This window comes from Pseudomonas sp. S3_A03, assembly GCF_054668275.1.
The window spans coordinates 1,208,401-1,231,186 of sequence record NZ_CP162753.1 but is presented as its reverse complement, the minus strand read 5'-3'; the positions used below and the strand labels follow the sequence as shown (position 1 = coordinate 1,231,186).

At 59.3% G+C, this 22,786-nt stretch carries 24 protein-coding genes and 2 pseudogenes; 11 read left to right on the top strand and 15 right to left on the bottom strand.

What is annotated here, in order from left to right:
- Positions 1-42: 42 nt before the first annotated feature.
- The 5 genes and pseudogenes from AB4O25_RS05350 to AB4O25_RS05330 all read right to left on the bottom strand — a co-directional run bounded on the left by AB4O25_RS05350 (position 43) and on the right by AB4O25_RS05330 (position 3,492).
- Positions 43-1,100, bottom strand: a pseudogene (locus AB4O25_RS05350) (NAD(P)H-dependent flavin oxidoreductase).
- A 105-nt stretch (positions 1,101-1,205) separates the two neighbouring features.
- Complete coding sequence (gene ada / locus AB4O25_RS05345) at positions 1,206-2,252, bottom strand: bifunctional DNA-binding transcriptional regulator/O6-methylguanine-DNA methyltransferase Ada (protein ID WP_460150617.1); 1,047 nt, start codon at positions 2,250-2,252, stop codon at positions 1,206-1,208.
- Between the two features lie 75 nt (positions 2,253-2,327).
- The gene (alkB, locus tag AB4O25_RS05340; RefSeq protein WP_460150616.1) at positions 2,328-2,993 is read right to left on the bottom strand and encodes a DNA oxidative demethylase AlkB; all 666 of its coding nucleotides are present in this window, start codon (positions 2,991-2,993) and stop codon (positions 2,328-2,330) included.
- 3 nt (positions 2,994-2,996) lie between these two features.
- Complete coding sequence (locus AB4O25_RS05335; RefSeq protein WP_017528086.1) at positions 2,997-3,164, bottom strand: hypothetical protein; 168 nt, start codon at positions 3,162-3,164, stop codon at positions 2,997-2,999.
- A gap of 25 nt (positions 3,165-3,189) precedes the next feature.
- On the bottom strand, positions 3,190-3,492 hold the full coding sequence (locus AB4O25_RS05330; RefSeq protein ID WP_003173824.1) for a DUF1883 domain-containing protein: 303 nt from the start codon (positions 3,490-3,492) through the stop codon (positions 3,190-3,192).
- Between the two features lie 212 nt (positions 3,493-3,704).
- Between AB4O25_RS05330 and AB4O25_RS05325 the strand changes: the two genes are divergently transcribed.
- Both AB4O25_RS05325 and AB4O25_RS05320 read left to right on the top strand, forming a co-directional pair.
- Complete coding sequence (locus AB4O25_RS05325; RefSeq protein WP_017528085.1) at positions 3,705-4,055, top strand: hypothetical protein; 351 nt, start codon at positions 3,705-3,707, stop codon at positions 4,053-4,055.
- Between the two features lie 22 nt (positions 4,056-4,077).
- On the top strand, positions 4,078-4,308 hold the full coding sequence (locus AB4O25_RS05320) for a hypothetical protein (RefSeq protein ID WP_017528084.1): 231 nt from the start codon (positions 4,078-4,080) through the stop codon (positions 4,306-4,308).
- A gap of 7 nt (positions 4,309-4,315) precedes the next feature.
- Here the strand turns inward: AB4O25_RS05320 and AB4O25_RS05315 are convergent, their stop codons facing one another.
- Together AB4O25_RS05315 and AB4O25_RS05310 are read right to left on the bottom strand one after the other, a co-directional pair.
- A complete protein-coding gene (locus AB4O25_RS05315; RefSeq protein ID WP_017528083.1) occupies positions 4,316-4,597 on the bottom strand; it encodes a hypothetical protein in 282 nt (93 codons plus the stop codon).
- Positions 4,598-4,739: 142 nt separating this feature from the next.
- A complete protein-coding gene (locus tag AB4O25_RS05310; RefSeq protein WP_017528082.1) occupies positions 4,740-4,925 on the bottom strand; it encodes a hypothetical protein in 186 nt (61 codons plus the stop codon).
- Between the two features lie 311 nt (positions 4,926-5,236).
- Here AB4O25_RS05310 and galU point away from each other — a divergent pair, with 311 nt between their 5' ends.
- Together galU and gorA are read left to right on the top strand one after the other, a co-directional pair.
- On the top strand, positions 5,237-6,076 hold the full coding sequence (gene galU / locus AB4O25_RS05305) for a UTP--glucose-1-phosphate uridylyltransferase GalU (protein ID WP_003173830.1): 840 nt from the start codon (positions 5,237-5,239) through the stop codon (positions 6,074-6,076).
- A gap of 106 nt (positions 6,077-6,182) precedes the next feature.
- Positions 6,183-7,541, top strand: a complete 1,359-nt coding sequence (gene gorA / locus AB4O25_RS05300) for a glutathione-disulfide reductase (protein WP_460150615.1) — start codon at positions 6,183-6,185, stop codon at positions 7,539-7,541.
- On the opposite strand, the gene AB4O25_RS05295 is transcribed toward gorA, so the two are convergent.
- A complete protein-coding gene (locus tag AB4O25_RS05295; protein WP_065879045.1) occupies positions 7,542-8,549 on the bottom strand; it encodes a DNA-binding protein in 1,008 nt (335 codons plus the stop codon).
- Between the two features lie 171 nt (positions 8,550-8,720).
- Between AB4O25_RS05295 and AB4O25_RS05290 the strand changes: the two genes are divergently transcribed.
- From AB4O25_RS05290 to ahpF, 3 genes are all read left to right on the top strand, one after another.
- The gene (locus tag AB4O25_RS05290; protein ID WP_017528078.1) at positions 8,721-9,653 is read left to right on the top strand and encodes a site-specific integrase; all 933 of its coding nucleotides are present in this window, start codon (positions 8,721-8,723) and stop codon (positions 9,651-9,653) included.
- A gap of 133 nt (positions 9,654-9,786) precedes the next feature.
- Positions 9,787-10,350, top strand: coding sequence for an alkyl hydroperoxide reductase subunit C (gene ahpC, locus AB4O25_RS05285; RefSeq protein ID WP_003191303.1), 564 nt, complete (start codon positions 9,787-9,789; stop codon positions 10,348-10,350).
- A 127-nt stretch (positions 10,351-10,477) separates the two neighbouring features.
- Entirely contained in the window at positions 10,478-12,043 is a 1,566-nt protein-coding gene (gene ahpF, locus AB4O25_RS05280; RefSeq protein ID WP_068931860.1) for an alkyl hydroperoxide reductase subunit F, read from the top strand.
- 50 nt (positions 12,044-12,093) lie between these two features.
- Here the strand turns inward: ahpF and gloA are convergent, their stop codons facing one another.
- Entirely contained in the window at positions 12,094-12,615 is a 522-nt protein-coding gene (gloA, locus tag AB4O25_RS05275) for a lactoylglutathione lyase (protein WP_460150614.1), read from the bottom strand.
- A 197-nt stretch (positions 12,616-12,812) separates the two neighbouring features.
- Here gloA and AB4O25_RS05270 point away from each other — a divergent pair, with 197 nt between their 5' ends.
- Positions 12,813-13,349 carry a DUF4946 domain-containing protein gene (locus AB4O25_RS05270; protein ID WP_460150613.1) on the top strand — a complete coding sequence of 179 codons (537 nt, stop codon included), beginning with the start codon at positions 12,813-12,815 and terminating at the stop codon, positions 13,347-13,349.
- Positions 13,350-13,461: 112 nt separating this feature from the next.
- Here the strand turns inward: AB4O25_RS05270 and AB4O25_RS05265 are convergent.
- The 3 genes and pseudogenes from AB4O25_RS05265 to AB4O25_RS05255 form a co-directional block, all read right to left on the bottom strand.
- A pseudogene (locus AB4O25_RS05265) lies at positions 13,462-13,819 on the bottom strand (histone-like nucleoid-structuring protein, MvaT/MvaU family).
- A 198-nt stretch (positions 13,820-14,017) separates the two neighbouring features.
- The gene (locus tag AB4O25_RS05260) at positions 14,018-15,559 is read right to left on the bottom strand and encodes an EAL domain-containing protein (protein ID WP_460150612.1); all 1,542 of its coding nucleotides are present in this window, start codon (positions 15,557-15,559) and stop codon (positions 14,018-14,020) included.
- Between the two features lie 85 nt (positions 15,560-15,644).
- Positions 15,645-16,514 carry a LysR family transcriptional regulator gene (locus AB4O25_RS05255; protein ID WP_460150611.1) on the bottom strand — a complete coding sequence of 290 codons (870 nt, stop codon included), beginning with the start codon at positions 16,512-16,514 and terminating at the stop codon, positions 15,645-15,647.
- A gap of 76 nt (positions 16,515-16,590) precedes the next feature.
- Between AB4O25_RS05255 and AB4O25_RS05250 the strand changes: the two genes are divergently transcribed.
- Together AB4O25_RS05250 and hppD are read left to right on the top strand one after the other, a co-directional pair.
- The gene (locus tag AB4O25_RS05250) at positions 16,591-17,514 is read left to right on the top strand and encodes a DMT family transporter (protein ID WP_460150610.1); all 924 of its coding nucleotides are present in this window, start codon (positions 16,591-16,593) and stop codon (positions 17,512-17,514) included.
- 241 nt (positions 17,515-17,755) lie between these two features.
- A complete protein-coding gene (hppD, locus tag AB4O25_RS05245; protein WP_017528070.1) occupies positions 17,756-18,832 on the top strand; it encodes a 4-hydroxyphenylpyruvate dioxygenase in 1,077 nt (358 codons plus the stop codon).
- Positions 18,833-18,886: 54 nt separating this feature from the next.
- Here hppD and rarD read toward each other — a convergent pair whose 3' ends face one another.
- From rarD to AB4O25_RS05230, 3 genes are all read right to left on the bottom strand, one after another.
- Positions 18,887-19,768 (bottom strand): EamA family transporter RarD, encoded by an 882-nt coding sequence (rarD, locus tag AB4O25_RS05240; protein WP_017528069.1) that lies wholly within the window; start codon positions 19,766-19,768, stop codon positions 18,887-18,889.
- Between the two features lie 186 nt (positions 19,769-19,954).
- Complete coding sequence (locus tag AB4O25_RS05235; RefSeq protein ID WP_116078758.1) at positions 19,955-20,965, bottom strand: aldo/keto reductase; 1,011 nt, start codon at positions 20,963-20,965, stop codon at positions 19,955-19,957.
- A gap of 83 nt (positions 20,966-21,048) precedes the next feature.
- Complete coding sequence (locus AB4O25_RS05230; protein WP_017528067.1) at positions 21,049-21,951, bottom strand: LysR family transcriptional regulator; 903 nt, start codon at positions 21,949-21,951, stop codon at positions 21,049-21,051.
- Positions 21,952-22,052: 101 nt separating this feature from the next.
- Between AB4O25_RS05230 and AB4O25_RS05225 the strand changes: the two genes are divergently transcribed.
- A complete protein-coding gene (locus AB4O25_RS05225; protein ID WP_017528066.1) occupies positions 22,053-22,757 on the top strand; it encodes an SDR family oxidoreductase in 705 nt (234 codons plus the stop codon).
- The last annotated feature ends 29 nt before the right edge of the window (positions 22,758-22,786 follow it).

Sequence of the window (22,786 nt, the reverse complement as noted above, 5' to 3'; positions counted from 1 at the left end):
GGCCTTTGCCGGTACAGCGCAATGTTGCCGCAGGTGGCTGGGTTACGTGAGTTTGGCCAGGGCTTGTTCGGCCAACTCGCGGGTCAGCTCATAGGTGGCCAGGTCCTTGCCCAGGCGCAGTGCCTGGCCCGACCAGAGGTTGCTGAAACCCGCTTCATCCTTGGCCTTGAGCGGCATCAACGCTCCGCCGGCCTTGGGAAATGCCGGCGCCGCCGGATTGATCGCACCCAATTCACGCATCAGCCGGTTGACGATGCCCCGCGCCGGGCGGCCAGTGAACAGGTTGGTGAGTGCAGTTTCGCTGGCCTGGGCGTGGCGCAACGCATGGTGATGGGCGGCGGTTACATTCGCTTCGGGGGTGAACAGGTATGCAGTGCCGATCTGCACGGCCGAAGCACCCAGGGCGAACGCCGCGACGATCCCGCGTGCATCGCCGATACCGCCGGCGGCGATCACCGGTACGCTCACGGCGTCCACAACCTGGGGTAGCAGGGCGAACAAGCCGATCTGCGTATTGAGATCGTCGCTGAGAAACAAGCCGCGATGCCCGCCCGCTTCGATGCCCATGGCGATGATTGCGTCGCAGCCATGGGCTTGCAGCCAGACCGCCTCTTCCACAGTGGTGGCAGAGGACAGCACCTTGGCGCCCGTGGCTTTTACCCGCTCCAGCAGGGATTTTTCCGGCAGGCCAAAGTGAAAGCTGACGACCTCAGGGCGAAACTCTTCGACGACCTGGCAGGCGGCATCGTTGAACGGCGCGCGGTTGGACACCGGCGTTGGCGCATCAAAATCGGCGCCCAATTCGCGGTAGTACGGTTCCAGCAGCGCTTTCCAGCGTTGGTCCCGCGCGTCGTCAACGGAAGGCGGTTGATGGCAGAAAAATTGACGTTGATCGGTCGATCGCTGGCCTGGCGGATGGTGGTCAGCGCGTCACGCAGTTGTTCAATACTCAGCGCGGCAGCCGGCATGGAACCCAGAGCGCCAGCACGGTTGGCGGCGATTACCATGGCGGGGGTGGTGCCAACGGCCATGGGGGCCTGGATGATAGGGACCTCGATACCCAGCAGGTCGAGAATGCGCGTGTCTGGCCAGGTGCCCATGTGATGCGTCTCCAGCGTTAGTCGGTTTTTTCGCTGTTTTAGCAGGGCCATCGCTGCGCGGCCAGTCTGTTTTATTCACTGGACGACGCAGGCTTTTCGTGCGGTTCAATCGCCGCGTTCGCGCTCCAGCAATTGGCGCTTGCGTTCCACCCCCCAGCGGTAGCCCGACACATCACCGTTGCTGCGCACCACGCGATGACACGGGATTGCCACTGCCAGGCGGTTGGCTCCGCAGGCCTGGGCCACCGCGCGAAACGACGTGGGTGCGCCGATCTTTTCGGCGATTTGCGCATAGCTGGCCGTGCTGCCCAGCGGAATTTCGCGCAAGGCTTGCCATACCCGCTCCTGAAACGCGGTGCCGCGCACATCCAGCGGCAGGTCCAGGCCCAGGGCGGGCGCTTCGATAAAACCCACCACCTGCGCGATCAACTGTTCGAAGCGGCGGTCGGCGCCCACCAGGTCGGCCTTGGGGAATTGGTCCTGCAGTTCGCGCACCAGTTGCTCGGGGTCATCTCCCAGCAGGATCGCACACACGCCGCGGGCGCTCTGTGCCACCAGGATCGCCCCCAGCGAACATTGGCCCACCGCGAACACAATCTCGTTTTGGGCGCCGCCGGCCCTGTAATCGCTGGGTTTCATGCCCAGCAACTGATCGGCCGAGGCATAAAAACGACTGTTGGAATTGAAGCCTGCGTCATACAGCGCATCGGTCACCGTATGTTGGCCCTTGAGCCCGGCGCGCACTTTGCGTGAGCGGTGTGCGCTGGCGTAAGCCTTGGGCGTCAGCCCCGTGACTGCCTTGAATACACGGTGGAAGTGAAACGGGCTCAGGCCCGCCAACTTGGCCAGGGCATCAAGGCTGAGCGGGGTGTCGGCCTGCTCGATATGGCGGCAGGCCATGGCCACCCGTTGCGCATGCTGCGCTGCCCGCTGGGTCTGGTCGCCGACGGCACGCTTACTGGGCCGATAGCCTGCCGCTTCGGCTTGGGCGGGAGTGTCGAAAAACTCGATATTTTCCGGGCGCGGCAAACGCGAAGCACTGCTGGGGCGACAGTACACGCCGGTGGTTTTCACACCGTAGACGAACAGCGTATCGGCCTTGGGGTCGCGGGTGAGGATCGCAGCCCAGCGTGGATCTTGTTCGGTAGTCATGGCAGGCACTCGTTACAGGTCCTGGGCAGATTAGCCGCCTCGTAAAAACCTGGCACTCCGAAGCTTGCGCTCAAATCAGCCGGCGGTGCGCAAGGTGAGGTTGATGCGTTGCCGTCCCATGCGGGGGTGCACGCCCTCCTTGATGGGCATTACGCCATGAAAACGCAGGCGATCAACCCCGCCCCACACCACCACATCGCCATGAAACAATGAAATCTTTTGCGGCTTGTCACTACGCGCATGGCCGCCAAACAGAAAAACTGCCGGCAGCCCGAGGGACACCGACACGACTGGCGCGCTGTAGTCTCGTTCGTTCCTGTCCTGGTGCAGGGACATTTTCGCGCCGGGGACATAGCGGTTGATCAAGCAGGCATCCGGGGCGAAATCGTTGAAGCCGGCGTCGGCTGCCGCCAGCACCGCCAGTTCGCGCAATGCGTCGGGCAGGGCCGGCCAGGGTTGCTGGCTGCGCGGGTCCAGCGGGCTGTAGCGGTAGCCTCTGGTATCGGTGGTCCAGCCCAGTTCTCCACAGCTACTCAACGCAGCCGACATGGTAAAGCCGCCCGGAGTGACCATTTGCCGAAACGGGGATTGAGCCAGCACGCGGCGTAGCTCAGGTAGAAGCCGCTCAACCCAGGGCAGGGCGTAAGCCCGTAGCACGTAGGACTGTTCGCCGATTTGCTCGCGCCCGGCGGGTTGTTGCAGGGCGTCGTCGGCGAACAGATCGGCAGTGGGGCCGGGCATGCCTTACAACGCCTTACTCACGGTGATGTCAGTGATTTCATCGCTGGCATCGTGGATTTTCGCCAAGGCTTGCTTGGCTTCTTCCAGGCTATTGCTCGTCAGTTGGGCGAACTCAAAACGGCGTTCGCCGTTGAGTTTGTACTTGATTACATATTTGGTAGTGGCAGTCACGGCTATTTCCTATGGCGCGTTCGGATCAGCTCAGCTTGGTGCTGGTACGACGAACGATACGAATCTTGTGGGACAACGCAGGCTTGCGGGTGACGCTGATCGCCCGACGCGTGACCACGTCCAGAGTGATATTCCAGAACCCGGTGCTGGGCGCGGTGATCTTGGCGGGAAACTTGTCGAACGCACCGCCGTGGTAAGTGTGGCGACCGCCATTCTTGAAGCTGCGAAAGTTCGCATCGCTCATCAGGCGGATATTGCAGGTTTGCGAGCATTCGATGACGACGATATCTCCCTCGTTGAGGTGCTCGCGCTGGTGGATGAATTTCATGAGGGTGTCTCCAGAAGGGCTTTTTCTGAAAAATCAGAACGATACGTAGGTTAAGATGGAGTTTATCAGCCCCAGCGCGTTTATTATCGGCCCGTCTGCAATGACGTCGACAATTTAAAACAGTTATTTACCGAGTTATCAGGGATAAATCCTACGTGTGCGGGAGAAAATTACCATCCCCGCTGTCGTAGGGTCTTTATTGGAGGTTTTGTATGAAGTGGAGTGTGTTGGTGCTGGCCTTGGCGATAGGTGGGTGTGCTTCGGTTGCAGATATCAAGCAGACCCCGCCGACGTTGGCCGTCATTTCCGGGAAGAAGCCCCAGGAATACGCCGCGTGTGTGATACAGAAATTATCGGCTACCCGCCGTCCGCCGCAGATCGAACCGCACAAAGAAGGTGTGCGCGTGATCGTGCCGCAGAAATTTTCGGCCGACCCTTCGGCCATTTTCGAGATTGACGAGCGCTCCAGTGGCAGCAGTATCAAGCTTTACGAGAGCATGTCCAACGTGCCGATCCGCCCGGGCGATGTGAAAAAAGCCGGGGAAGAGTGCATTTCCGGCTGATGCCGTCGTGGAAAAACCAGATATGAAGCGTGAACACGTCAAAGCCCGCCATGCCGAGGGTGAAATCTCGGCTACCCATGTCATCCAGAACCCTGCCCACCTCGGTGAGTGGATCGTGTTCTTCAAGAAAAGTGGCGGGCGCAGCTTTTTCCTGGTGGACGAGCAAGACGAAGTCGAGTCTTTTGCCAGCCTTGACGAGCTGACCGAGCTACTTCGGGAGCTGGGTATCAAATTTGCCGAGATTCACTTGTAGGCGAGGGTTACTTGCAGACCACCACCACACTGCGACTTTTGTAGTTGCCCACATCCTGGCCCAGGGTCTTGTCGCTTTCTTTAAGCGATGGCGTGCCCTCGGTGCCGACAATGCGATAGCCGGTGCCGGCGCAAGAGGCATCGGCTTTTTCGTAGCAACTGGCCCAGGAATTGGCTTCGCCGGAGCAATCGATGGTCAGGCCTTGCTCGCCGTTTTTCAGGTAAACATCGGAAGTGGTGGTGCAGCCGGCGAGTGCCAGAACCGCTGTCAGTGCCAGGAGTTTGTTCATAGGTGTTCGTCGTCGAGGGTGTGGGAAGGCGCTGACACTATCGTGGGGCGTTTTCGGCAGGTTATAGCGAACTGCCATCAAGGTACAGAGTGATACAAAAAAAGCCCCGTCAAACGGGGCTTGTTGCGCGGGGGCTGAAGACTTATTTGCCCTTCGGTCGCTTGCTCGACGCGTGGCCGGCTTCATCCACGAACACTTCGGCTACCGCTATCGCCATGCTTTCTGTCTCGAAAACGCCAGCGACGCTGTCTCCGTGAAAGTTGATCAGGTGCCAGCCGTCCGCTCGCTTGGTGATCAGGTAGCCGTTCACGCCTTTTGGTTCTGACATCTATTAACAATCTCGTCTGGTCTGATTCAAGGGCCTAATGATAGCGCCAAATCTCACGAAGCCGCGTAAGTTATTCCAAGTCAGTGTTCCGGCTGAAAAAGCGTGCTAAAAAGACGGCTTACCATGGAAATGATGCGTGACCGGCAATTTTTGCCAAGGCGGTAGGAAGGTCTTTGTAAGATAAGTGGAACTTACGCTGACATTTTTTCTCTATGATGACATCGCAACGCCAGCAGCTGCCATTGTAAGGTGGCTGCGGCCTGATTAGACTGCGCCGAATTTCGTACGCACAGCCCTTTGTAAGGACCCATATGATCAAGAAATGCTTGTTCCCAGCAGCCGGTTACGGCACTCGCTTCTTGCCAGCGACCAAGGCCATGCCCAAAGAAATGCTGCCGGTGGTGAACAAGCCACTGATTCAGTACGGCGTGGAAGAAGCTCTGGATGCCGGTCTGAACGAAATTTCCATCGTCACCGGCCGTGGTAAGCGCGCGCTGGAAGACCACTTCGACATCAGCTACGAGCTGGAAAACCAGATCAAGGGCACCGACAAGGAAAAATACCTGGTCGGCATCCGTAAGCTGCTCGACGAGTGCTCGTTCTCCTACACTCGTCAGACCCAGATGAAAGGCCTTGGCCACGCGATTCTTACCGGCCGACCGCTGATCGGTGACGAACCGTTCGCTGTGGTACTGGCGGATGACCTGTGCGTTAACCTGGAAGGTGATGGCGTACTGACCCAGATGGTCAAGCTGTATCAGAAATACCGCTGCACGATCGTTGCGGTCATGGAAGTGAACCCGACCGAAACCAACAAATACGGCGTTATCGCCGGTGACGACATTGGTGATGGCCTGATCCGCGTGCGTGACATGGTTGAAAAACCTGCGCCCGAAGATGCTCCGTCAAACCTGGCGATCATTGGTCGTTACATCCTGACTCCAGACATTTTCAAGCTGATCGAAGAAACCGAGCCAGGCAAAGGCGGCGAGATCCAGATCACCGACGCCCTGTTGAAGCAAGCCAAAGACGGCTGTGTGATTGCCTACAAGTTCAAGGGCCAGCGTTTCGACTGCGGCGGCGCTGAAGGCTACATCGAAGCCACCAACTTCTGCTACGAGCACTTCTACAAGACTGGCAAGGCTTATTGATTCACGCTTGCCCATGCGTTTGTAAGAGAAAGCCACCTTCGGGTGGCTTTTTCGTTTTTCAGCGCTATGTAAGTCGGTATGCTGACGGCCTGCCGAGGAGAGTGAAATGGCCTACGATTTTGACTTGTATGTAATTGGTGCCGGTTCCGGCGGTGTTCGCGCGGCGCGCTTTGCCGCCGGCTTTGGTGCCAAGGTGGCTGTGGCCGAAAGCCGCTACCTGGGCGGTACTTGCGTCAACGTCGGCTGCGTGCCGAAAAAGCTGTTGGTGTACGGCGCGCATTTTGCCGAAGATTTCGAGCAAGCCAGCGGCTTCGGTTGGTCGCTGGGCGAGGCGAATTTTGACTGGGCTACGCTGATTGCCAACAAGGATCGCGAAATCAATCGCCTTAATGGGATCTACCGCAACCTGCTGGTTAACAGTGGCGTAACGCTGCATGAAGGGCATGCACGGCTTGTTGATGCGCATCAAGTTGAGGTCAATGGCGAACGCTTTACCGCCAAGCATATTCTGATCGCCACCGGCGGCTGGCCGCAGATTCCGGAGATTCCAGGGCGTGAACATGCCATCGGCTCCAATGAGGCATTTTTCCTCAAAACGCTGCCCAAGCGCGTGTTGGTAGTTGGTGGTGGTTACATCGCTGTCGAGTTTGCCGGTATTTTCCACGGGTTGGGCGCCCAGACTTCATTGCTGTATCGCGGCGACCTGTTCCTGCGTGGCTTCGACGGTTCGGTGCGCACCCATCTAAAAGAAGAGCTGACCAAGCGTGGCCTGGACCTGCAATTCAATGCCGACATCGAGCGCATCGACAAGCAAACGGATGGCAGCCTCAAGGCCACGCTCAAAGACGGTCGCGTGCTGGAGGCCGATTGTGTGTTCTATGCCACTGGCCGTCGCCCGATGCTGGACAACCTTGGGCTGGAGAACACGGGCGTGAAACTCGACAAGCGTGGCTTCGTCGAAGTGGACGACCTGTACCAGACCGCCGAGTCGTCCATCCTGGCTATCGGCGATGTGATCGGTCGCGTGCAGTTAACGCCGATTGCCCTGGCTGAAGGCATGGCTGTGGCGCGTCGTTTGTTCAAGCCAGAGCAGTATCGCCCGGTGGATTACACGATGATCCCCACGGCGGTGTTCAGCCTGCCCAATATTGGTACGGTGGGCCTGACTGAAGAAGAGGCGAAAGAGAAGGGCCACAAGGTGCAGATCTTCGAGAGCCGTTTCCGGCCGATGAAACTGACCCTCACGGACTGCCAGGAAAAGACCTTGATGAAACTGGTGGTCGATGCCGACACCGACAAAGTGCTGGGCTGCCATATGGTCGGCCCGGATGCCGGTGAGATCGTCCAGGGCCTGGCGATCGCGCTCAAGGCGGGCGCGACCAAGCAGCATTTCGATGACACCATCGGCGTGCACCCCACGGCGGCGGAAGAGTTTGTCACCATGCGCACACCTGTGGCGCACTGATCAGGTTTCAGGTGTTGCCTCTGGCGCCGTTGCAACGACGGCCGCCAGGCGCAATGCCTCGATACTGGCCTGGGCCTTGATAAGGTCCAGCTCCAGCGCTTTGTTGGCCTGCTGAAGCTCACTCAGCGCGTGCTGGCCTGACTCGCTTTGCATGGTTGCAACCCGCAGGCGCTCCTGCAGCAGGGTGCGTTCGCCGTCGATCTTGCTTACCTGTTCGCTCAGCTTAAGTTGCTGGGCCTGGTCCTTGCGCACTTGCTCTTGCAGCGTCGCCAACTCCTTGGTGGTTACCCGGTGCTCGATCAGCAGTCGCTCGTTGTCGCGATGCAACTGGGTGATCTCATCCTGGCGCACCATTGCGCTTTGCTGGGCTTGGCGCAGTTCTGCCTGTATCTGCTGCAACTGGCCTTCGTGGCGCCGCTGCTCCTGCTCGCGCTGTTCCTTGATTGCGTTGCGATAGTGTTCAAGCGCTTCGCGGGCGTGTAGGTGCTTATCTTCCAGCGAACGGATCTGTTCGTCCTTGTCATTAATGCGCAATTCGTAATCGCTGCACGCCTGGCTTAGTCCGGCGTTACGGGTTTGTTCGATCTGCAGGCTGGTTCGGGCGGTTTGCAGAGCGGCACTTTCTTCCGCAAGCGCCGCACCCTGGATATCGAATTGTTGCTGCAGCTGGCCGTGGGTCTCTTCAAGCGATTTCAGCTGGGCGAGCAGGGCGGTTTTTTGTTGTTCGAACTGCGACAGAGCTAGGTCAATCGGCTCTTGGGCCTTCTCTTTCAGGCGCTGGGACAGACGCGCGACCAACTCAGCCAGCTCATCGTCAATCGGGGCTTGAGCGATGGTCAGGCGGGTTTCGCTGTCGTCCAGCTCTTTCAAGTAGCGGTGGATCGTTGTTTTCGAGCCGGTATTGCCCATCTCGATGCGTACAGCATCAATGCTGGGGTTTTCGCCGCGAGCGAGGATCGCCAGGCGTGCCGCTTGAACCACTGCTTTGTTTATTCCGCCGCGTGCCATGGGGTCTCCGTCGATTTGGTACTGTAATATGTAGTATGTAGTTACATACTATAACACTATCCAAAGCTCGTTCAAATTCGGCCGATTCACAGATGGGATATTGGCGTATTATCCCGTGTCAAAAACCGTTGGGGCGCTATGCAGCCCCCAAATAGTACGAATAGGCCTCCCATGAGTGATCTGGATCGTTACCTCAATGCCGCCACCCGCGATAACACCCGGCGTAGCTATCGCGCTGCCATCGAGCACTTCGAGGTGAGTTGGGGTGGTTTCCTGCCGGCCACCAGTGACAGTGTGGCGCGCTACCTGGTGGCCCATGCAGGCGTGTTGGCGGTCAACACCTTGAAGCTGCGGCTTTCGGCGTTGGCGCAATGGCACACCAGCCAGGGTTTTGCCGACCCGACAAAAACACCGGTGGTGCGCAAGGTGCTCAAAGGGATTCGGGCCGTGCACCCAGCTCAGGAGAAACAAGCCGAGCCGTTGCAGCTCAAGCATCTGGAGCAGGTGGTGGCGTCCCTTGATAGCGAAGCGCGCGAAGCGGGCGAGGCTCAGGATCAACCTCGGCTGCTGCGCGCCAAGCGTGATAACGCGTTAATTCTGCTGGGCTTTTGGCGCGGCTTTCGCAGCGATGAGTTGTGCCGACTGAGTATCGAACACGTTCAGGCCACGCCCGGCGCCGGTATCAGCCTGTACCTGCCGCGCAGCAAAAGCGACCGCGACAACCTCGGCAAGACGTATCACACCCCGGCGCTGCTGCGCTTGTGCCCGGTGCAAGCCTATACCGAGTGGCTCAGCGCGTCGGGGTTGGTGCGTGGCCCGGTGTTTCGGGGCATTGATCGCTGGGGCAACCTGGGGGAGAAGGGCCTGCACCCCAACAGCCTGATCCCGTTATTGCGCCAGGCGCTTGAGCGTGCGGGCATCGCCGCCGAGCAATACACCAGCCATTCCTTGCGCCGGGGCTTCGCCACATGGGCGCATCGCAGCGGCTGGGATTTGAAGTCGTTGATGAGTTACGTCGGCTGGAGCGACATGAAATCCGCCATGCGCTATGTTGAATCCACACCTTTTCTCGGTATGACGTTGGCCACCCAGCCGCTGCTTTGAGTTTTCTTCTATTAATACAGTCGTCTGATAGCGAAAACCAATCGTCAGCATCAGGTTTGCCAATGAGCCATCAGTCAAGAGAGTGGGTAGGATTCACTTCATCAACTTCTTAACCCCTGACGGAGAGTCAACGATGCCTATCATCAACAGCCAAGTAAAACCGTTCAAAGCCACCGCATTCAAAAACGGCAGCTTCGTAGATGTGACCGACGCTGACCTGAAAGGCAAATGGTCCGTAGTGTTCTTCTACCCGGCCGACTTCACCTTCGTTTGCCCAACCGAGCTGGAAGACCTGGCTGACAACTACGCCGAATTCCAGAAACTGGGCGTCGAGATCTACAGCGTGTCCACCGACACCCACTTTGCCCACGCTGCCTGGCATAACACTTCGCCAGCCATCGGCAAGATCCAGTACACCATGATCGGCGATCCAACCCTGACCATCTCCCGCAACTTCGACGTACTGATCGAAGAAGCTGGCCTGGCAGACCGCGGCACGTTCGTGATCAACCCAGAAGGTCAGATCAAGATCGTTGAATTGAACGACGGTGGTGTCGGTCGTGACGCTTCTGAGCTGCTGCGCAAAATCAAAGCCGCCCAGTACGTTGCTGCCCACCCAGGCGAAGTCTGCCCAGCCAAGTGGAAAGAAGGCGAGGCCACTCTGGCTCCGTCCCTGGACCTGGTCGGCAAGATCTAAGTCTGTGAAGTCTCAAGGGCGGTATTCCGCACTTAAGTAAGCTGCATCCGCCCTCTGAACGCCCGGGCGAGATTCGCTCGGGCGTTTTTTTGTCTGCAATAAACCGAATTAACAGGAAATCGCCCGTATGTTGGACGCCAATCTTAAAGCTCAGTTGAAGTCATACCTGGAACGGGTCACCCAGCCGATCGAGATCGTCGCCTCCCTTGATGACGGCGCGAAATCCCAGGAAATGCTCGCTCTTTTACAGGACGTCGTCAGCCTCACCACGCTGATTACCCTGAAAACCGATGGCAATGATGCGCGCAAGCCCTCGTTCTCCATCAACCGCCCGGGTGCCGATATCAGCCTGCGTTTCGCCGGCATCCCCATGGGCCATGAATTCACTTCGCTGGTGCTGGCCCTGCTGCAAGTCGGTGGCCACCCGTCGAAGGCCAGTGTCGAAGTGATCGAACAGATCCGCGCCCTCAAAGGCGAGTTCAGCTTCGAGACTTATTTCTCGCTCTCCTGCCAGAACTGCCCGGACGTGGTCCAGGCGCTGAACCTGATGGCGGTGCTCAACCCGAACATCCGCCACGTTGCCATCGACGGCGCGCTGTTCCAGGCTGAAGTCGATGAACGCCAGATCATGGCGGTGCCCAGCGTGTACCTCAACGGTGTGAACTTTGGCCAGGGCCGCATGGGCCTGGAAGAGATCCTCGCCAAGCTCGATACCAGCGGCATTGAGAAGGCCGCCGAGAAAATCAGTGCCAAAGATGCCTTTGACGTCCTCGTTGTCGGCGGTGGGCCTGCCGGTTCTTCGGCAGCCATTTATGCGGCGCGTAAAGGTATTCGCACCGGTGTTGCCGCCGAGCGTTTTGGCGGCCAGGTGCTGGACACCATGTCCATCGAGAACTTTATCTCGGTACAGGAAACCGAAGGGCCGAAGCTGGCCAGCGCGTTGGAAGCCCATGTGCGTCAATACGACGTGGACATCATGAACCTGCAGCGCGCCAGTGCCTTGATCCCGGCGAAAAACGCGGGTGACCTGCATGAAATTCGTTTCGAAAGCGGCGCGACCCTCAAGTCCAAGACGGTGATCCTGGCCACCGGCGCCCGCTGGCGTGAAATGGGGGTGCCGGGTGAGCAGCAATACAAGGCCAAAGGCGTTTGCTTCTGCCCGCACTGCGACGGGCCGTTGTTCAAAGGCAAGCGCGTGGCGGTGATTGGCGGCGGTAACTCCGGCGTTGAAGCGGCCATCGACCTGGCCGGCATCGTGAGTCACGTGACCCTGCTCGAGTTCGACAACAAGCTGCGCGCCGACGCGGTGTTGCAACGCAAGCTGCACAGCCTGCCGAACGTTGATGTGATCACCAGCGCGCTGACCAGCGAAGTCAAAGGCGATGGCCAGAAAGTTACCGGCCTGGCGTATAAGGATCGCGACAGTGGCGAGTTCAAGACCATCGACCTGGAAGGTATCTTCGTGCAGATCGGTTTGCTGCCCAACACCGATTGGCTCAAGGGCACGGTTGAGCTGACCCCGCGCGGCGAGATCATTGTGGATGCCCGTGGCGAAACGTCACTGCCTGGCGTGTTTGCCGCCGGTGACGTGACGACGGTGCCGTACAAGCAGATCGTGATTGCGGTAGGCGAGGGCGCCAAGGCGTCGCTGAGTGCGTTTGATCACCTGATCCGTACGTCTGCGCCGGCGTAACGCAGGGCCTGAAAATGAAAAACCCCATGAGTGATCATGGGGTTTTTTCGTTACAGCGGCGCGGGTTGAATGATCTCGACCCAATACGCATCGGGGTCCTTGATGAATGCCAGGCTTTTCATGCGGCCATCGCTCAGGCGTTTCTGGAACTCACACCCCAGCGCTTCAAAGCGTTCGCACGCTGCAACGATATCCGGCACCGAGATGCAGATATGGCCAAAGCCACGCGGGTCGGTATTGCCGTTGTGATAAGCGAAGTCGGCATCGTTTTCGGTGCCGTGGTTGTGGGTCAGTTCAAGGATGCCCGGGATCGACTTCATCCACTGGGTGCGCGCGGCGGCGTCGGCAGGGATCTGGGATTTGTCCACCAGGGCCAGGAAGTACAGGCTGAATTCGGCTTCCGGGAAATCGCGCTTTTCAACCAGGGAGAAACCCAGGACGCGGGTATAGAAATCCAGCGACTTGGTGATGTCCTTGACCCGCAGCATGGTGTGGTTGAACACGAAGTTCGACGTGGCGGTGTCAGGTTGGGCGGTGACGCCCGGGAAGGTGTTCAGTTCGTGCAGGCTCATGGGCCCTCCAGAAAAAATGGGGCAAACGCAGCTCCTGGTGAGAGGAGCGTTCCCTTGGCTTGCGGCTGGCATCTGTGCAGCGCAGCCATGATACGCAAGGCTCGCCTGCCGCGCCAAATGAAAAAGCTGACGCAGGCCTTGCGACCGATGGGCGCAGGGGCTCACACTTTGGTGCTTGGTTCTAGGGTGTTTTTCGCATGTTCGACGTTCGTAAACGGCTATTGAGCGCTGGGTGTTTGCTGTTGGCCAGTTCTGTTGTGTTGGCGGCCGATCCGGAAATTCATTGGCCCAGCGGCTGGCAAGCCGAAGAAGTGATTGCCGATGGCGAGGTACCGGCAAAACCGCAACCGGTCTCCCGGCAGCGTGCGATCAAGAATGATGAAAACGGCAACACGTTGATGGTCATGGAGTTAACGGGCACGCCGGTCGAAAGTGGGCATAAAGTTAATCTTCAGGGCGTTTTGCTGGAAATGCGTAAGTCCATCCAGAAAGGGTTTGCCCAAGGTGGCTACCAAAGCGTGTGCACCAAAGTGCACGCTGCAACATTGAGCCGTCTTGAAGCGCTGGAAACTACTTGCGTGATTACCGAGAACGGCCGGCACGTATTGTCACAAACATTGGTGGCGGCGGTTGATACCGATAAGGCGTATGTTTTTTCATACGCTGGCCAAGCGCAAGCATACGAGGCGAGCAAGGATGAAGTCAGTTCAGTGCGCGACAGTCTCAAACTTTAAGCACGTTCGGCCGATTGCCATGGAACAAAATGAAATGTTATTTAAGTTCAGGTTCGAACGCGTGAATAAAAAAGCCCCGCTTAAGCGGGGCTTTTTTATTAGAGCAATGCGATCAACCGCGAAGCCAGGAATCTACCGTCTCGGCGCCGTATTGTTCTTTCCAGGCCTTGAGGCCACGGTGGTTGCCACCCTTGGTTTCGATCAGCTCGCCAGTGTGCGGGTTCTGGTAGACCTTGACCACGCGCGCGACGCTGTTTGGGAGCCGCGGCGGCACTGGACTTGCCCGGGTTTGGATCAAGGATCAGGATGATGTCACGCAGGCCTTTGCCGTAGGTTTTCATCAATGCCTGAAGCTTTTCTTCGAATTCGATCTCTTTCTTCAAGCCTGCGTCGTTCTTCAGGGATTCCAGCTGGGCAAGCTGCTCTTGAAGGGCTTTTTCTGCTGCGCGAAATTCGGCGAGTCTGGACAAAATCTGTACTCCAATAGTGTAGTTGGCTGATATCAACTGCAGACAAAGCTATAAGCCAAGCGCTTTAAACGACTCAAAAAATACGTCGTCCTGCGAGCTCTGCACAGGCAGGAAAAATTGTAGTAGTTAATCCGCTACGAGTAAATCACGTCTTTTGTCTCAACTAAGAATATTTCAACGCGCTGAGTGTATGGCTATTCAATGACTGATCAAGGTTTGAATGAATTCATCACCGGGTAACGGTCTGCCAAACAGGTAACCCTGCAGGAAATCCACACCGTGCGCCGCCAGGTATTCACACTGCTCGGCTGTTTCGACGCCCTCTGCAACGATGCCCAGGTCGAGCTTGCTGGACAACTCTATGATGCTGTCGAGGATATGACTTGATAGTACATCTGCGCCGATCATGGCGACAAAACTCTGGTCTATCTTCAAATAATCCACATTGAAATTACGCAAGTAAGCCAGGCTGGAGTGCCCGGTGCCAAAGTCATCGAGGGCGATCATCACGCCCAGTTGATGCAGGGCATCGAACAGCTGTCGCGTGATAGCGGTGGGTTCGATCAGCTCGCGCTCGGTCAACTCCAGCACCAGCGTCACCTGGCCTGCCGGGAAAGCGGCCAGAAATTCGCGACAGTCATCCACCAACTCCAGGTCAAGACAATGGCGTGCGGTGATATTCACCCCAATATGGAAGCCTGGGCTGATACGCGCCGCATAGGGTGCCAGTTGCGCAGCGGTCTGACGCAGCAGGGCGCGGGTCATCGGCACGATCAGGCCGCAATGTTCGGCCAAAGGAATAAACAGGTCTGGGCGCACCAAACCTTCCTTGGGGTGGCGCCAGCGCATCAACACTTCACAACCCGCCCATTCGCGCGTGTCGCCGCGCACCACCGGCTGAAAGTAAGGGACGAACTCATTCGCTTCCAGCGCTCGTTGCAATTCATGGGTGGGCGTCGAAGAGCGCTTTTGCAGCCCATGCACAAGCACACCGGCCAGAACGCCAAAAAACACCACCAGGCTGAACGACGCCGGGTAACGCTCGCGCATATAGCGCCACACTTCACCGGCGGGCATGCCGGCGTCGACACTGTACGGATAGCGCGCGGACGCCAGGTGTTGATGAGCCACGGCAAAGCCAGGCACCGGCACGTCATGCACCTTGCCGTCGGCACCGAGCCAGTGCGGGCCCACCTGCAGGGTCAGGTCCGCGTAACGGCTGATCAAGCGCAGGGCGTTGGTCAGGTGGTAGCCGTCGATAGAGGCAAAGGCGGCTTTGTCGCCGTCAACCAGTCGATGCACCAGGAGCGCGGTATCCGGCGTAACCGGGTTGCCCGTCATCAACCATAACGCGCCGTCGACATAGTCAGCCGGGTTGACGCTGGACTCATGGTCGCCGCCGAACAGTGAGCTGCAATAGATGTTCTTTTGCCAGGACAACGTGGTTGCGCGCACAAACGGTCGCCGCGTGACCTGCTCGCGCAGGGCCAGTTGGGCCGCGTCATCGCAGGGTTGGCCCGCCAGAGGCAGCAAGGCCTGGGCGGCGAGGGCGGTGTTATCAAGCATCAGGTCAAACTGGCGCACGGCTTCCTGGGCGGTGCGGACGGTACTCTGTTGCAGCGAGCGTTCGGCTTGCCAATGCAAAATGACGATGCCCAGCGCAATCGGCAGCAAGCCACCCAGCATGGTCATGAAGGTGCGAGTGGCGCGGTTTCGCGGGCCGTTGGCGGTCAGGGGCATGGGCAGAACGGCCTGTAGCAGCAATCGGGATGCGCTGATGATAGATGGCTCGCCGCCAATAAGCTCGCAGTCCAGGGCGGTGGGGTCATAGCACCAGGCTCTGGGCGATACGGATAAACGCCAGGGTCGCCGGGGAAGACTGGCGCCGGTCCAGCACGGCCAGGCCGACCTTGCGCGGCACGGCGGGCAACAATGGCCGCTGTACATAACGCGGGTCTGGCGTGGCGGGCAAGGACGCCTGCGCCACCAGGCTCACGGCATCGCCCCGGCTCACTGTCTCCAAGGTGCTCAGTAATTGGGAGCAGCGGTAACGCACATTGGGCACTAAGCGAGCGTCACTGAACAGCCGCGTCACCAGTTCCGACGAGCCTGCCTCCGTCAGTGCAAAGGGAGCGCCGCACAAGTCCTTGAGCGTTACCTGCTCACGGTCGGCCAACGGATGGTCGGTGGGCAGCAGCGCGACCATCTGGTCTTCGAACAATGGGTAGGTATCCAAGCGCTCCTGTTCGAGCACGACGAAGCCGATATCGACTCTGCGCTCGTCCAGCCAGTGGATGACTTGTCGGTCCGGCCCTTCGTCCACGTGTACTTCGATACCGGGATGCGCCTGGCGGAATCGACTGAGAATCCTCGGCAGCAAATAGGTGGAAGAGGTCGGCCCAAACGATCCAATGCGCAAGGTCCCGCGCTTCATGCCCCGGGCATCGGCGGCTTCCTGCTGCAGCGTGTTGGCGAGGCCGAGCATGGCACGGGCGCGACCGAGTAATTGCTGGCCGATATCGCTGGTTTCTACCAGGGTTTGATGGCGCCGAAACAGCGCCACGCCCAGTTCCTGCTCCAGCGCCTTGATGGCGTGGGACACCGCCGATTGGCTGATGCCCAGCCGGTGCGCCGCGCTGGTGAAACCTTGCAGCTCGGCCACCCGGGAGAATATTTCCAGTTGAGTGAGGGTCATGAGTAAATGCTCATTTTACGATGATGGCTTATTAGCTGAAGAATACGCCCATTCTCCTGTTCTTCGAGCCCACTTCATGCGCGCCACCTCTGATCGCCTCACTTACTGCAAACTCGCCGCCGTCACCATGATTTGGGGCGGCACCTTTGTCGCCGGGCGATACCTGGCGAATCAGGTCGACCCGCTATTGGCCGCCAGCCTGCGTTTTCTCCTGGCGAGCCTGGCTTTGTTACTGTTCATGGGCGTGGCCCGCATTCCCCTGGTTTGTCCAAGCCTTCGGCAATTGGCGCTGTTGACGGTGCTGGGGTTCTTTGGGATTTTTTTCTACAACCTGTGCTTCTTCTATGGGTTGCACTACATCAATGCGTCGCGGGCGTCGTTGATCGTGGCGTTGAACCCGGCCGTGATTGGGCTGGCCTCCTGGCTGCTGTTCAAAGAGCGCTTGGGGCGCAGTAAAGTCATGGGCATCGCGCTGTGCCTGGGCGGTGCCGCCACGGTGATTGTCAGCCGCAACCCGCAACTGATGCAGGTCGCCCCCCAGAGTTGGCTCGGGGATCTGCTGATCTTCGGCTGTGTGTTGGCTTGGGGCGTTTATTCGTTGTTTTCCCGTGGGTTGAACGCCACCCTGGGCCCGTTGCAGACCGTCACCTGGTCAGTGCTGCTGGGCACGTTGATGCTGACCGCCACAACCGCACTGAGCGGCGGTATCACGCTTGAAGCGGTTGCCCGTATCGACCTGCCACAACTGCTGAGTCTGGTGTATCTGGGCGTATTGGGTTCGGCGCTGGCCTATATCGGCTACTACGACGGTCTCCGGCGTATCGGCGCGACACGCTCCGGCGTATTTATCGCACTCAACCCGCTGACCGCCGTCATCTGCGGCGCGTTGCTGCTGGGCGAGCAATTGACCGTCCCCATGTTGCTGGGCGGGGCAGTCATTCTGCTGGGCATCTACCTGTGCAACAAACCCCTTGCACGGGCGCGGGTAATGGGGATTTGATAAGAGTACGGACAAACCCTGTTACGCTGTGTAGAATCGATTTACGCATACAAGAATATGGACTTGCGCTCACGCAAGCCTCGGCCGTCAGAGACTGATGACACCATGAAGCGACACGGTTCCCCCCTCATCTTTGGTGACTTCCTCGCCCGCAGCGTGCGAGGCCTGTCCTGCGCGCCACCTGTTCGCCTCATCCTTGCTGGCAATTGACATCCGTTAATCACAAGAATGAGGCGCCGAAATGGCCGACCAATACGAAAACCCAATGGGCCTGATGGGCTTTGAATTCATCGAGTTCGCATCGCCAACCCCGGGCACCTTGGAGCCGATCTTCGAGATCATGGGCTTCAGCAAAGTCGCGACCCACCGTTCCAAAAACGTGCACCTGTACCGCCAGGGCGAGATCAACCTGATCCTCAACAACGAGCCCAACAGCATCGCCTCCTACTTTGCCGCCGAGCACGGCCCATCGGTGTGCGGCATGGCGTTCCGCGTCAAGGACTCGCAGCACGCCTATAACCGTGCCCTGGAACTGGGCGCCCAGCCGATCCACATCGAAACCGGCCCGATGGAACTGAACCTGCCGGCGATCAAAGGCATCGGCGGCGCGCCGTTGTACCTGATCGACCGTTTTGGCGAAGGCAGCTCGATCTATGACATCGACTTCGTGTTCCTCGACGGCGTGGACCGCAACCCGCAAGGCGCCGGCCTGAAGGTCATCGACCACCTGACCCACAACGTCTATCGCGGGCGCATGGCTTATTGGGCCAACTTCTACGAGAAACTGTTCAACTTCCGTGAAGCGCGTTACTTCGATATCAAGGGCGAGTACACCGGCCTGACGTCCAAGGCCATGAGCGCGCCGGACGGCAGAATCCGTATCCCGCTGAACGAAGAGTCGTCCAAGGGCGCCGGGCAGATCGAAGAGTTCCTGATGCAGTTCAACGGTGAAGGCATCCAGCACGTGGCATTCCTCACCGACGACCTGATCAAGACCTGGGACGCGCTGAAGAAGATCGGCATGCGCTTCATGACCGCGCCGCCGGACACCTACTATGAAATGCTCGAAGGCCGCCTGCCGAACCATGGCGAGCCGGTGGATCAATTGCAGGCGCGTGGCATCCTGCTGGATGGCTCGTCCATCGAAGGTGATAAGCGTCTGTTGCTGCAAATCTTCTCGGAAACCTTGATGGGCCCGGTGTTCTTCGAGTTCATCCAGCGCAAGGGCGATGATGGGTTTGGCGAAGGCAACTTCAAAGCGTTGTTCGAGTCCATCGAGCGGGACCAGGTACGTCGCGGCGTCTTGACCGCCGAGTAAGTGCAAAAAGCCCGGCCGAGGGCAACCTCGGCCGGGCTTTCTATTGCCTGGGCATCAGGCTCGCTGCTGGCGCACCAAGTGCTTGAACCCCTCGAACACCAGTACCATCACGGCGACCCAGATCGAAATATAGGTCAGCCATTGCCCCGGCTTGACCCCTTCACCCAGCAACAGGGCCACTACCAGCAGCAACACCGGTTCGACGTAACTGAGCAGCCCGAACAGGCTGAACGCCAACAATCGGCTGGCGATGATATAGCTGACCAAGGCCGAGGCACTGATCAGGCCCAGCAAGGGGATCAACGCATACAGCTTGGGGTGCGCATCCATCACCGCAAAGCCTTGTTCGCCGCTTTGCACAAACCACCAGGCCACCGGCAGCATCAACGCCATATCCAGCCACAGCCCGCCAAGGTGATCGGTCTTGAGGTATTTGCGCAGGATGAAATACAGCGGGTAGCCGATGATCACCACCAGCGTCGCCCAGGAAAAACCGCCGGCCTGGTACAGCTCGTTAAGCACCCCGAGGGCAGCGCAAAACACAGCGATTTTTTGCAGGTAGGACAGCTGTTCGCCCCATACCAGACGCCCGGTCAACACCATGGTCAGCGGCAGCAGGAAGTAACCCACCGACACATCCAGGCTGCGCCCGTTCAGCGGCGCCCACATGAACAGCCACAACTGCACGCCAAGCAGCGCCGAAGACAGCACTACCCCGGCAATCCATCGAGGCTTGGCCACCAGTACGTAGAGCAACTCGCGCACCCGCCGCCATTCGCCGCTGACGATCATGAACACCGTCATGCACGGCACGGTCAGCAACATGCGCCAGCCGAAAATCTCCAGGCCGCTCAACGGCGTGAGAAGCGACGTGAAGTAATACATGACGGCAAACAACACCGAGGCCGATACCGATAACACAACACCTTTAGACACGCTGCCCTCGCGAAAGCCGATTGGAAATAAACAGGGAGAATCGAGAGCGGATTATGGTGCTTTCAGCGGCAAAGGGTGCGCTGTTTTGGGGCGGGAGACGGAAAATGACCAAAAAAGGTCGGTTTACCCAGATCGAATGTGGGGGCTGTCGACCCCCACATATTTCCAGTACGCCCGAGAGGCTGGCTAGGCGTACGCCGCCCGGCCCGAGACAAAGTGGCTCACATCATTGAACCCCGGTGTGGACGAATGCCCCGGCGTGACCAACGAATCGATAAACGCTTCATCCTGCGCCGTGATCTTCACGCCCAGCGCCCCCGTGTAGGCGTCCCACTGCGCCTCGGTGCGCGGCCCGACGATCGCCGAACTCACCGCCGCGTTGTTCAGTACCCAGGCGATCGCGAATTCCACAACCCCCACGCCGCGCGCTTGGGCGTACTCCTGAATCTGCTGGGCAATGCGCAACGACTCCACACGCCATTCGGTTTCAAGGATGCGTTTGTCCTGGCGCGCGGCGCGGCTGCCCGCTTCCGGGGTCACATCCGGCGCATATTTGCCGCTGAGCACGCCCCGGGCCAGCGGGCTATAGGGCACCACCCCCAGGCCATACGCCGCCGCAGCGGTGATCTGTTCCACCTCGGCCTGGCGATTGACGATGTTGTACAGCGGCTGGCTGATCACCGGTTTATCCACGCCCAGGCGCTCGGCCACGCGGATGACCTCGGCGATGCGCCAGCCGCGATAGTTGGACAGGCCCCAATAGCGGATCTTGCCCTGGCGAATCAGGTCGCCGATGGCCGATACAGTGACCTCCAGCGGCGTGGCGTGGTCTTCGCGGTGCAGGTAATAGATGTCCAGGTAGTCGGTGTCGAGCCGGGTCAGGCTGGCTTCAATGGCATTGAAAATGCGCTTGCGGCTCAAACCGCTGCGGTTGGGTAAGCCGTCGGGCGGGCCGAAGCCGACTTTGGACGCCACCACCCAATCCTGGCGCTGGCGGGCAATGGCTTCGCCGACCAGTTCTTCGGAGCGGCCGCCGGTGTATACGTCGGCCGTGTCGATAAAATTGATGCCTTGGTCCCAGGCCTTGTCGATGATGCGCAGCGAGTCCTCGGTGTTGGTCTGTTCGCCAAACATCATGGTGCCCAGGGTCAGGGCGCTGACCTTCAACCCGGACTGGCCCAATGTGCGGTAAATCATGCAAAGCTCCTCAAGTCTGGGAAACGTGAGCGTCATGCAATACCAGACTCAGAGGCTCTGGAACAAGCCCCGTGCGCATTTCTTCACGTGCTCAGCAACGCCTGGCAGCGCACTTGTAGAAATCGGTGCAGCACTTTTACCCGCTCCGACACTTGCAGGCGGTGCGGGCACATCAGGTTGAATGGTGTGGGTTCGCCTTGCCAGTCCGGCAGCAGTTGCACCAGGCGGCCGGCCTTGAGGTCCCGGGCGATATCCAGGTTGGCCTTATACGCAATACCGTGGCCGGCCAAGGCCCAGCGCCGCACGATTTCACCGTCATCGCTCAAGTAGTCGCCGGTCACTTCAACTTCCTGCAGGTCGTCGCCCTGGCGAAAGAACCAGGTGCTGCTGGCCCGGCCCTGGCGCATGTAGCGCAGCGTATTGTGCTGCGCCAACTGCTCCGGCGTGGTGGGTGTGCCATGGCGCGCGAGGTAATCGGGGCTGGCGCAGGCTATGCGCCGGTGGCCCGGCACCACCGGCAGCGCCACCAGGCTCGAGTCCCTCGGCACGCCGAAGCGCAGGGCGATGTCGACGGTGTCGCGGAACAGGTCGGCATTGCTGTCGTTAAGCAGCAGTTGCAGGCGGATATTCGGGTGTTCCAGCTTGAACTCGTCCAGCCAGCCAAGCACAACGTTGCGCCCGAAATCCGACGGTGCAGCCAATTGCAGCAGGCCGGTCAGCCCTTGGCTCTGCTGCTTGAGCGCCTGCTCGCCTTCGGCCAGCGCCGCCAGGGCCTCGCGCACGCTGTCGAGGTAGCGCTTGCCTTCTTCGGTCAGGCGCATGCTGCGGGTGGAACGCGCGAGCAGGCGAATGCCCAGGCGGGTCTCCAGGCGTTTGAGCGCAATGCTGGCCGCCGCTGGGGTCAAACCCAGGCCGCGGGCGGCGGCGGACAGGCTGCCGGTGTCGGCCGTGCGCACAAAGACTTCAAGGTCGAGGATCGAGCTCATTTATAAAAATCCTTTAAAGATCCTGTCGTTTTACCGGGATTTTTCGGCGATTGCCAAGCTGGGAAGATGAACGCTCACTTTCGACCCCAAGGACCTTTCCCATGACATCCCCCCTCAACGGCAAAACCGTGATTGTGATCGGCGGCAGCAGCGGTATTGGCGCGGCGGTGGCCGAGGCGGCCATGGTGCGTGGCGCACACGTGATACTGGCCGGGCGGCGCTTGTCGTCCACTACCGACGATGGCGTACGCAGCGAACCGGTGGACGTCACCGACCCGGCATCCCTGCAACGGTTGTTCGAACGCGTGGGGCATTTTGATCATCTGGTGTATACGTCTGGCCCTTCGGTACGCGCCAACCCCTTGAGCGAGACAGACTTGGAGCAGGCCCAGGACAATTTCAATGTGAAACTCTGGGGCGCATTGCGCGCTATTCAACGGGCGCTGCCCTTTCTGGATGAGCGCGGCAGCATCAGCCTGACCTCCGGGCAACTGGGGCGTAAATTAGTGCCGGGCCAGTTTATAAAGGTCGGCATCAATGCCGCGACCGAGGCACTGGGCAAACAGTTGGCCAAGGAACTCGCACCGCGTCGGGTCAATGTGATCAGCCCGGGGGTCATTGATACGCCGGCGTACGCGGGGTTGGCCGAGGAATCGCGCCTGGCGATGTTTGCCAAGGCCGGTAACGCATTGCCGGTTGGCCGGGTAGGCCAGGCGGAGGAAGTGGCGGCGGGCTATGTGCTGGCCATGGAAAACGGTTACATGACCGGCGCCGTAATCGACATTGACGGCGGTGGCTTGCTGTAACACCGCCTCCACGGTGGGAGGGCGCAAAG

Excerpts from the sequence above, each read along its gene's own strand:
- ada (WP_460150617.1), bottom strand. The coding sequence starts at position 2,252 with ATGACTACCGAACAAGATCCACGCTGGGCTGCGATCCTCACCCGCGAC.
- alkB (WP_460150616.1), bottom strand. The coding sequence starts at position 2,993 with ATGCCCGGCCCCACTGCCGATCTGTTCGCCGACGACGCCCTGCAACAA.
- AB4O25_RS05330 (WP_003173824.1), bottom strand. The coding sequence starts at position 3,492 with ATGAAATTCATCCACCAGCGCGAGCACCTCAACGAGGGAGATATCGTC.
- AB4O25_RS05325 (WP_017528085.1), top strand. The coding sequence starts at position 3,705 with ATGAAGTGGAGTGTGTTGGTGCTGGCCTTGGCGATAGGTGGGTGTGCT.
- AB4O25_RS05320 (WP_017528084.1), top strand. The coding sequence starts at position 4,078 with ATGAAGCGTGAACACGTCAAAGCCCGCCATGCCGAGGGTGAAATCTCG.
- AB4O25_RS05315 (WP_017528083.1), bottom strand. The coding sequence starts at position 4,597 with ATGAACAAACTCCTGGCACTGACAGCGGTTCTGGCACTCGCCGGCTGC.
- AB4O25_RS05310 (WP_017528082.1), bottom strand. The coding sequence starts at position 4,925 with ATGTCAGAACCAAAAGGCGTGAACGGCTACCTGATCACCAAGCGAGCG.
- galU (WP_003173830.1), top strand. The coding sequence starts at position 5,237 with ATGATCAAGAAATGCTTGTTCCCAGCAGCCGGTTACGGCACTCGCTTC.
- gorA (WP_460150615.1), top strand. The coding sequence starts at position 6,183 with ATGGCCTACGATTTTGACTTGTATGTAATTGGTGCCGGTTCCGGCGGT.
- AB4O25_RS05295 (WP_065879045.1), bottom strand. The coding sequence starts at position 8,549 with ATGGCACGCGGCGGAATAAACAAAGCAGTGGTTCAAGCGGCACGCCTG.
- AB4O25_RS05290 (WP_017528078.1), top strand. The coding sequence starts at position 8,721 with ATGAGTGATCTGGATCGTTACCTCAATGCCGCCACCCGCGATAACACC.
- ahpC (WP_003191303.1), top strand. The coding sequence starts at position 9,787 with ATGCCTATCATCAACAGCCAAGTAAAACCGTTCAAAGCCACCGCATTC.
- ahpF (WP_068931860.1), top strand. The coding sequence starts at position 10,478 with ATGTTGGACGCCAATCTTAAAGCTCAGTTGAAGTCATACCTGGAACGG.
- gloA (WP_460150614.1), bottom strand. The coding sequence starts at position 12,615 with ATGAGCCTGCACGAACTGAACACCTTCCCGGGCGTCACCGCCCAACCT.
- AB4O25_RS05270 (WP_460150613.1), top strand. The coding sequence starts at position 12,813 with ATGTTCGACGTTCGTAAACGGCTATTGAGCGCTGGGTGTTTGCTGTTG.
- AB4O25_RS05260 (WP_460150612.1), bottom strand. The coding sequence starts at position 15,559 with ATGCCCCTGACCGCCAACGGCCCGCGAAACCGCGCCACTCGCACCTTC.
- AB4O25_RS05255 (WP_460150611.1), bottom strand. The coding sequence starts at position 16,514 with ATGACCCTCACTCAACTGGAAATATTCTCCCGGGTGGCCGAGCTGCAA.
- AB4O25_RS05250 (WP_460150610.1), top strand. The coding sequence starts at position 16,591 with ATGCGCGCCACCTCTGATCGCCTCACTTACTGCAAACTCGCCGCCGTC.
- hppD (WP_017528070.1), top strand. The coding sequence starts at position 17,756 with ATGGCCGACCAATACGAAAACCCAATGGGCCTGATGGGCTTTGAATTC.
- AB4O25_RS05235 (WP_116078758.1), bottom strand. The coding sequence starts at position 20,965 with ATGATTTACCGCACATTGGGCCAGTCCGGGTTGAAGGTCAGCGCCCTG.
- AB4O25_RS05230 (WP_017528067.1), bottom strand. The coding sequence starts at position 21,951 with ATGAGCTCGATCCTCGACCTTGAAGTCTTTGTGCGCACGGCCGACACC.
- AB4O25_RS05225 (WP_017528066.1), top strand. The coding sequence starts at position 22,053 with ATGACATCCCCCCTCAACGGCAAAACCGTGATTGTGATCGGCGGCAGC.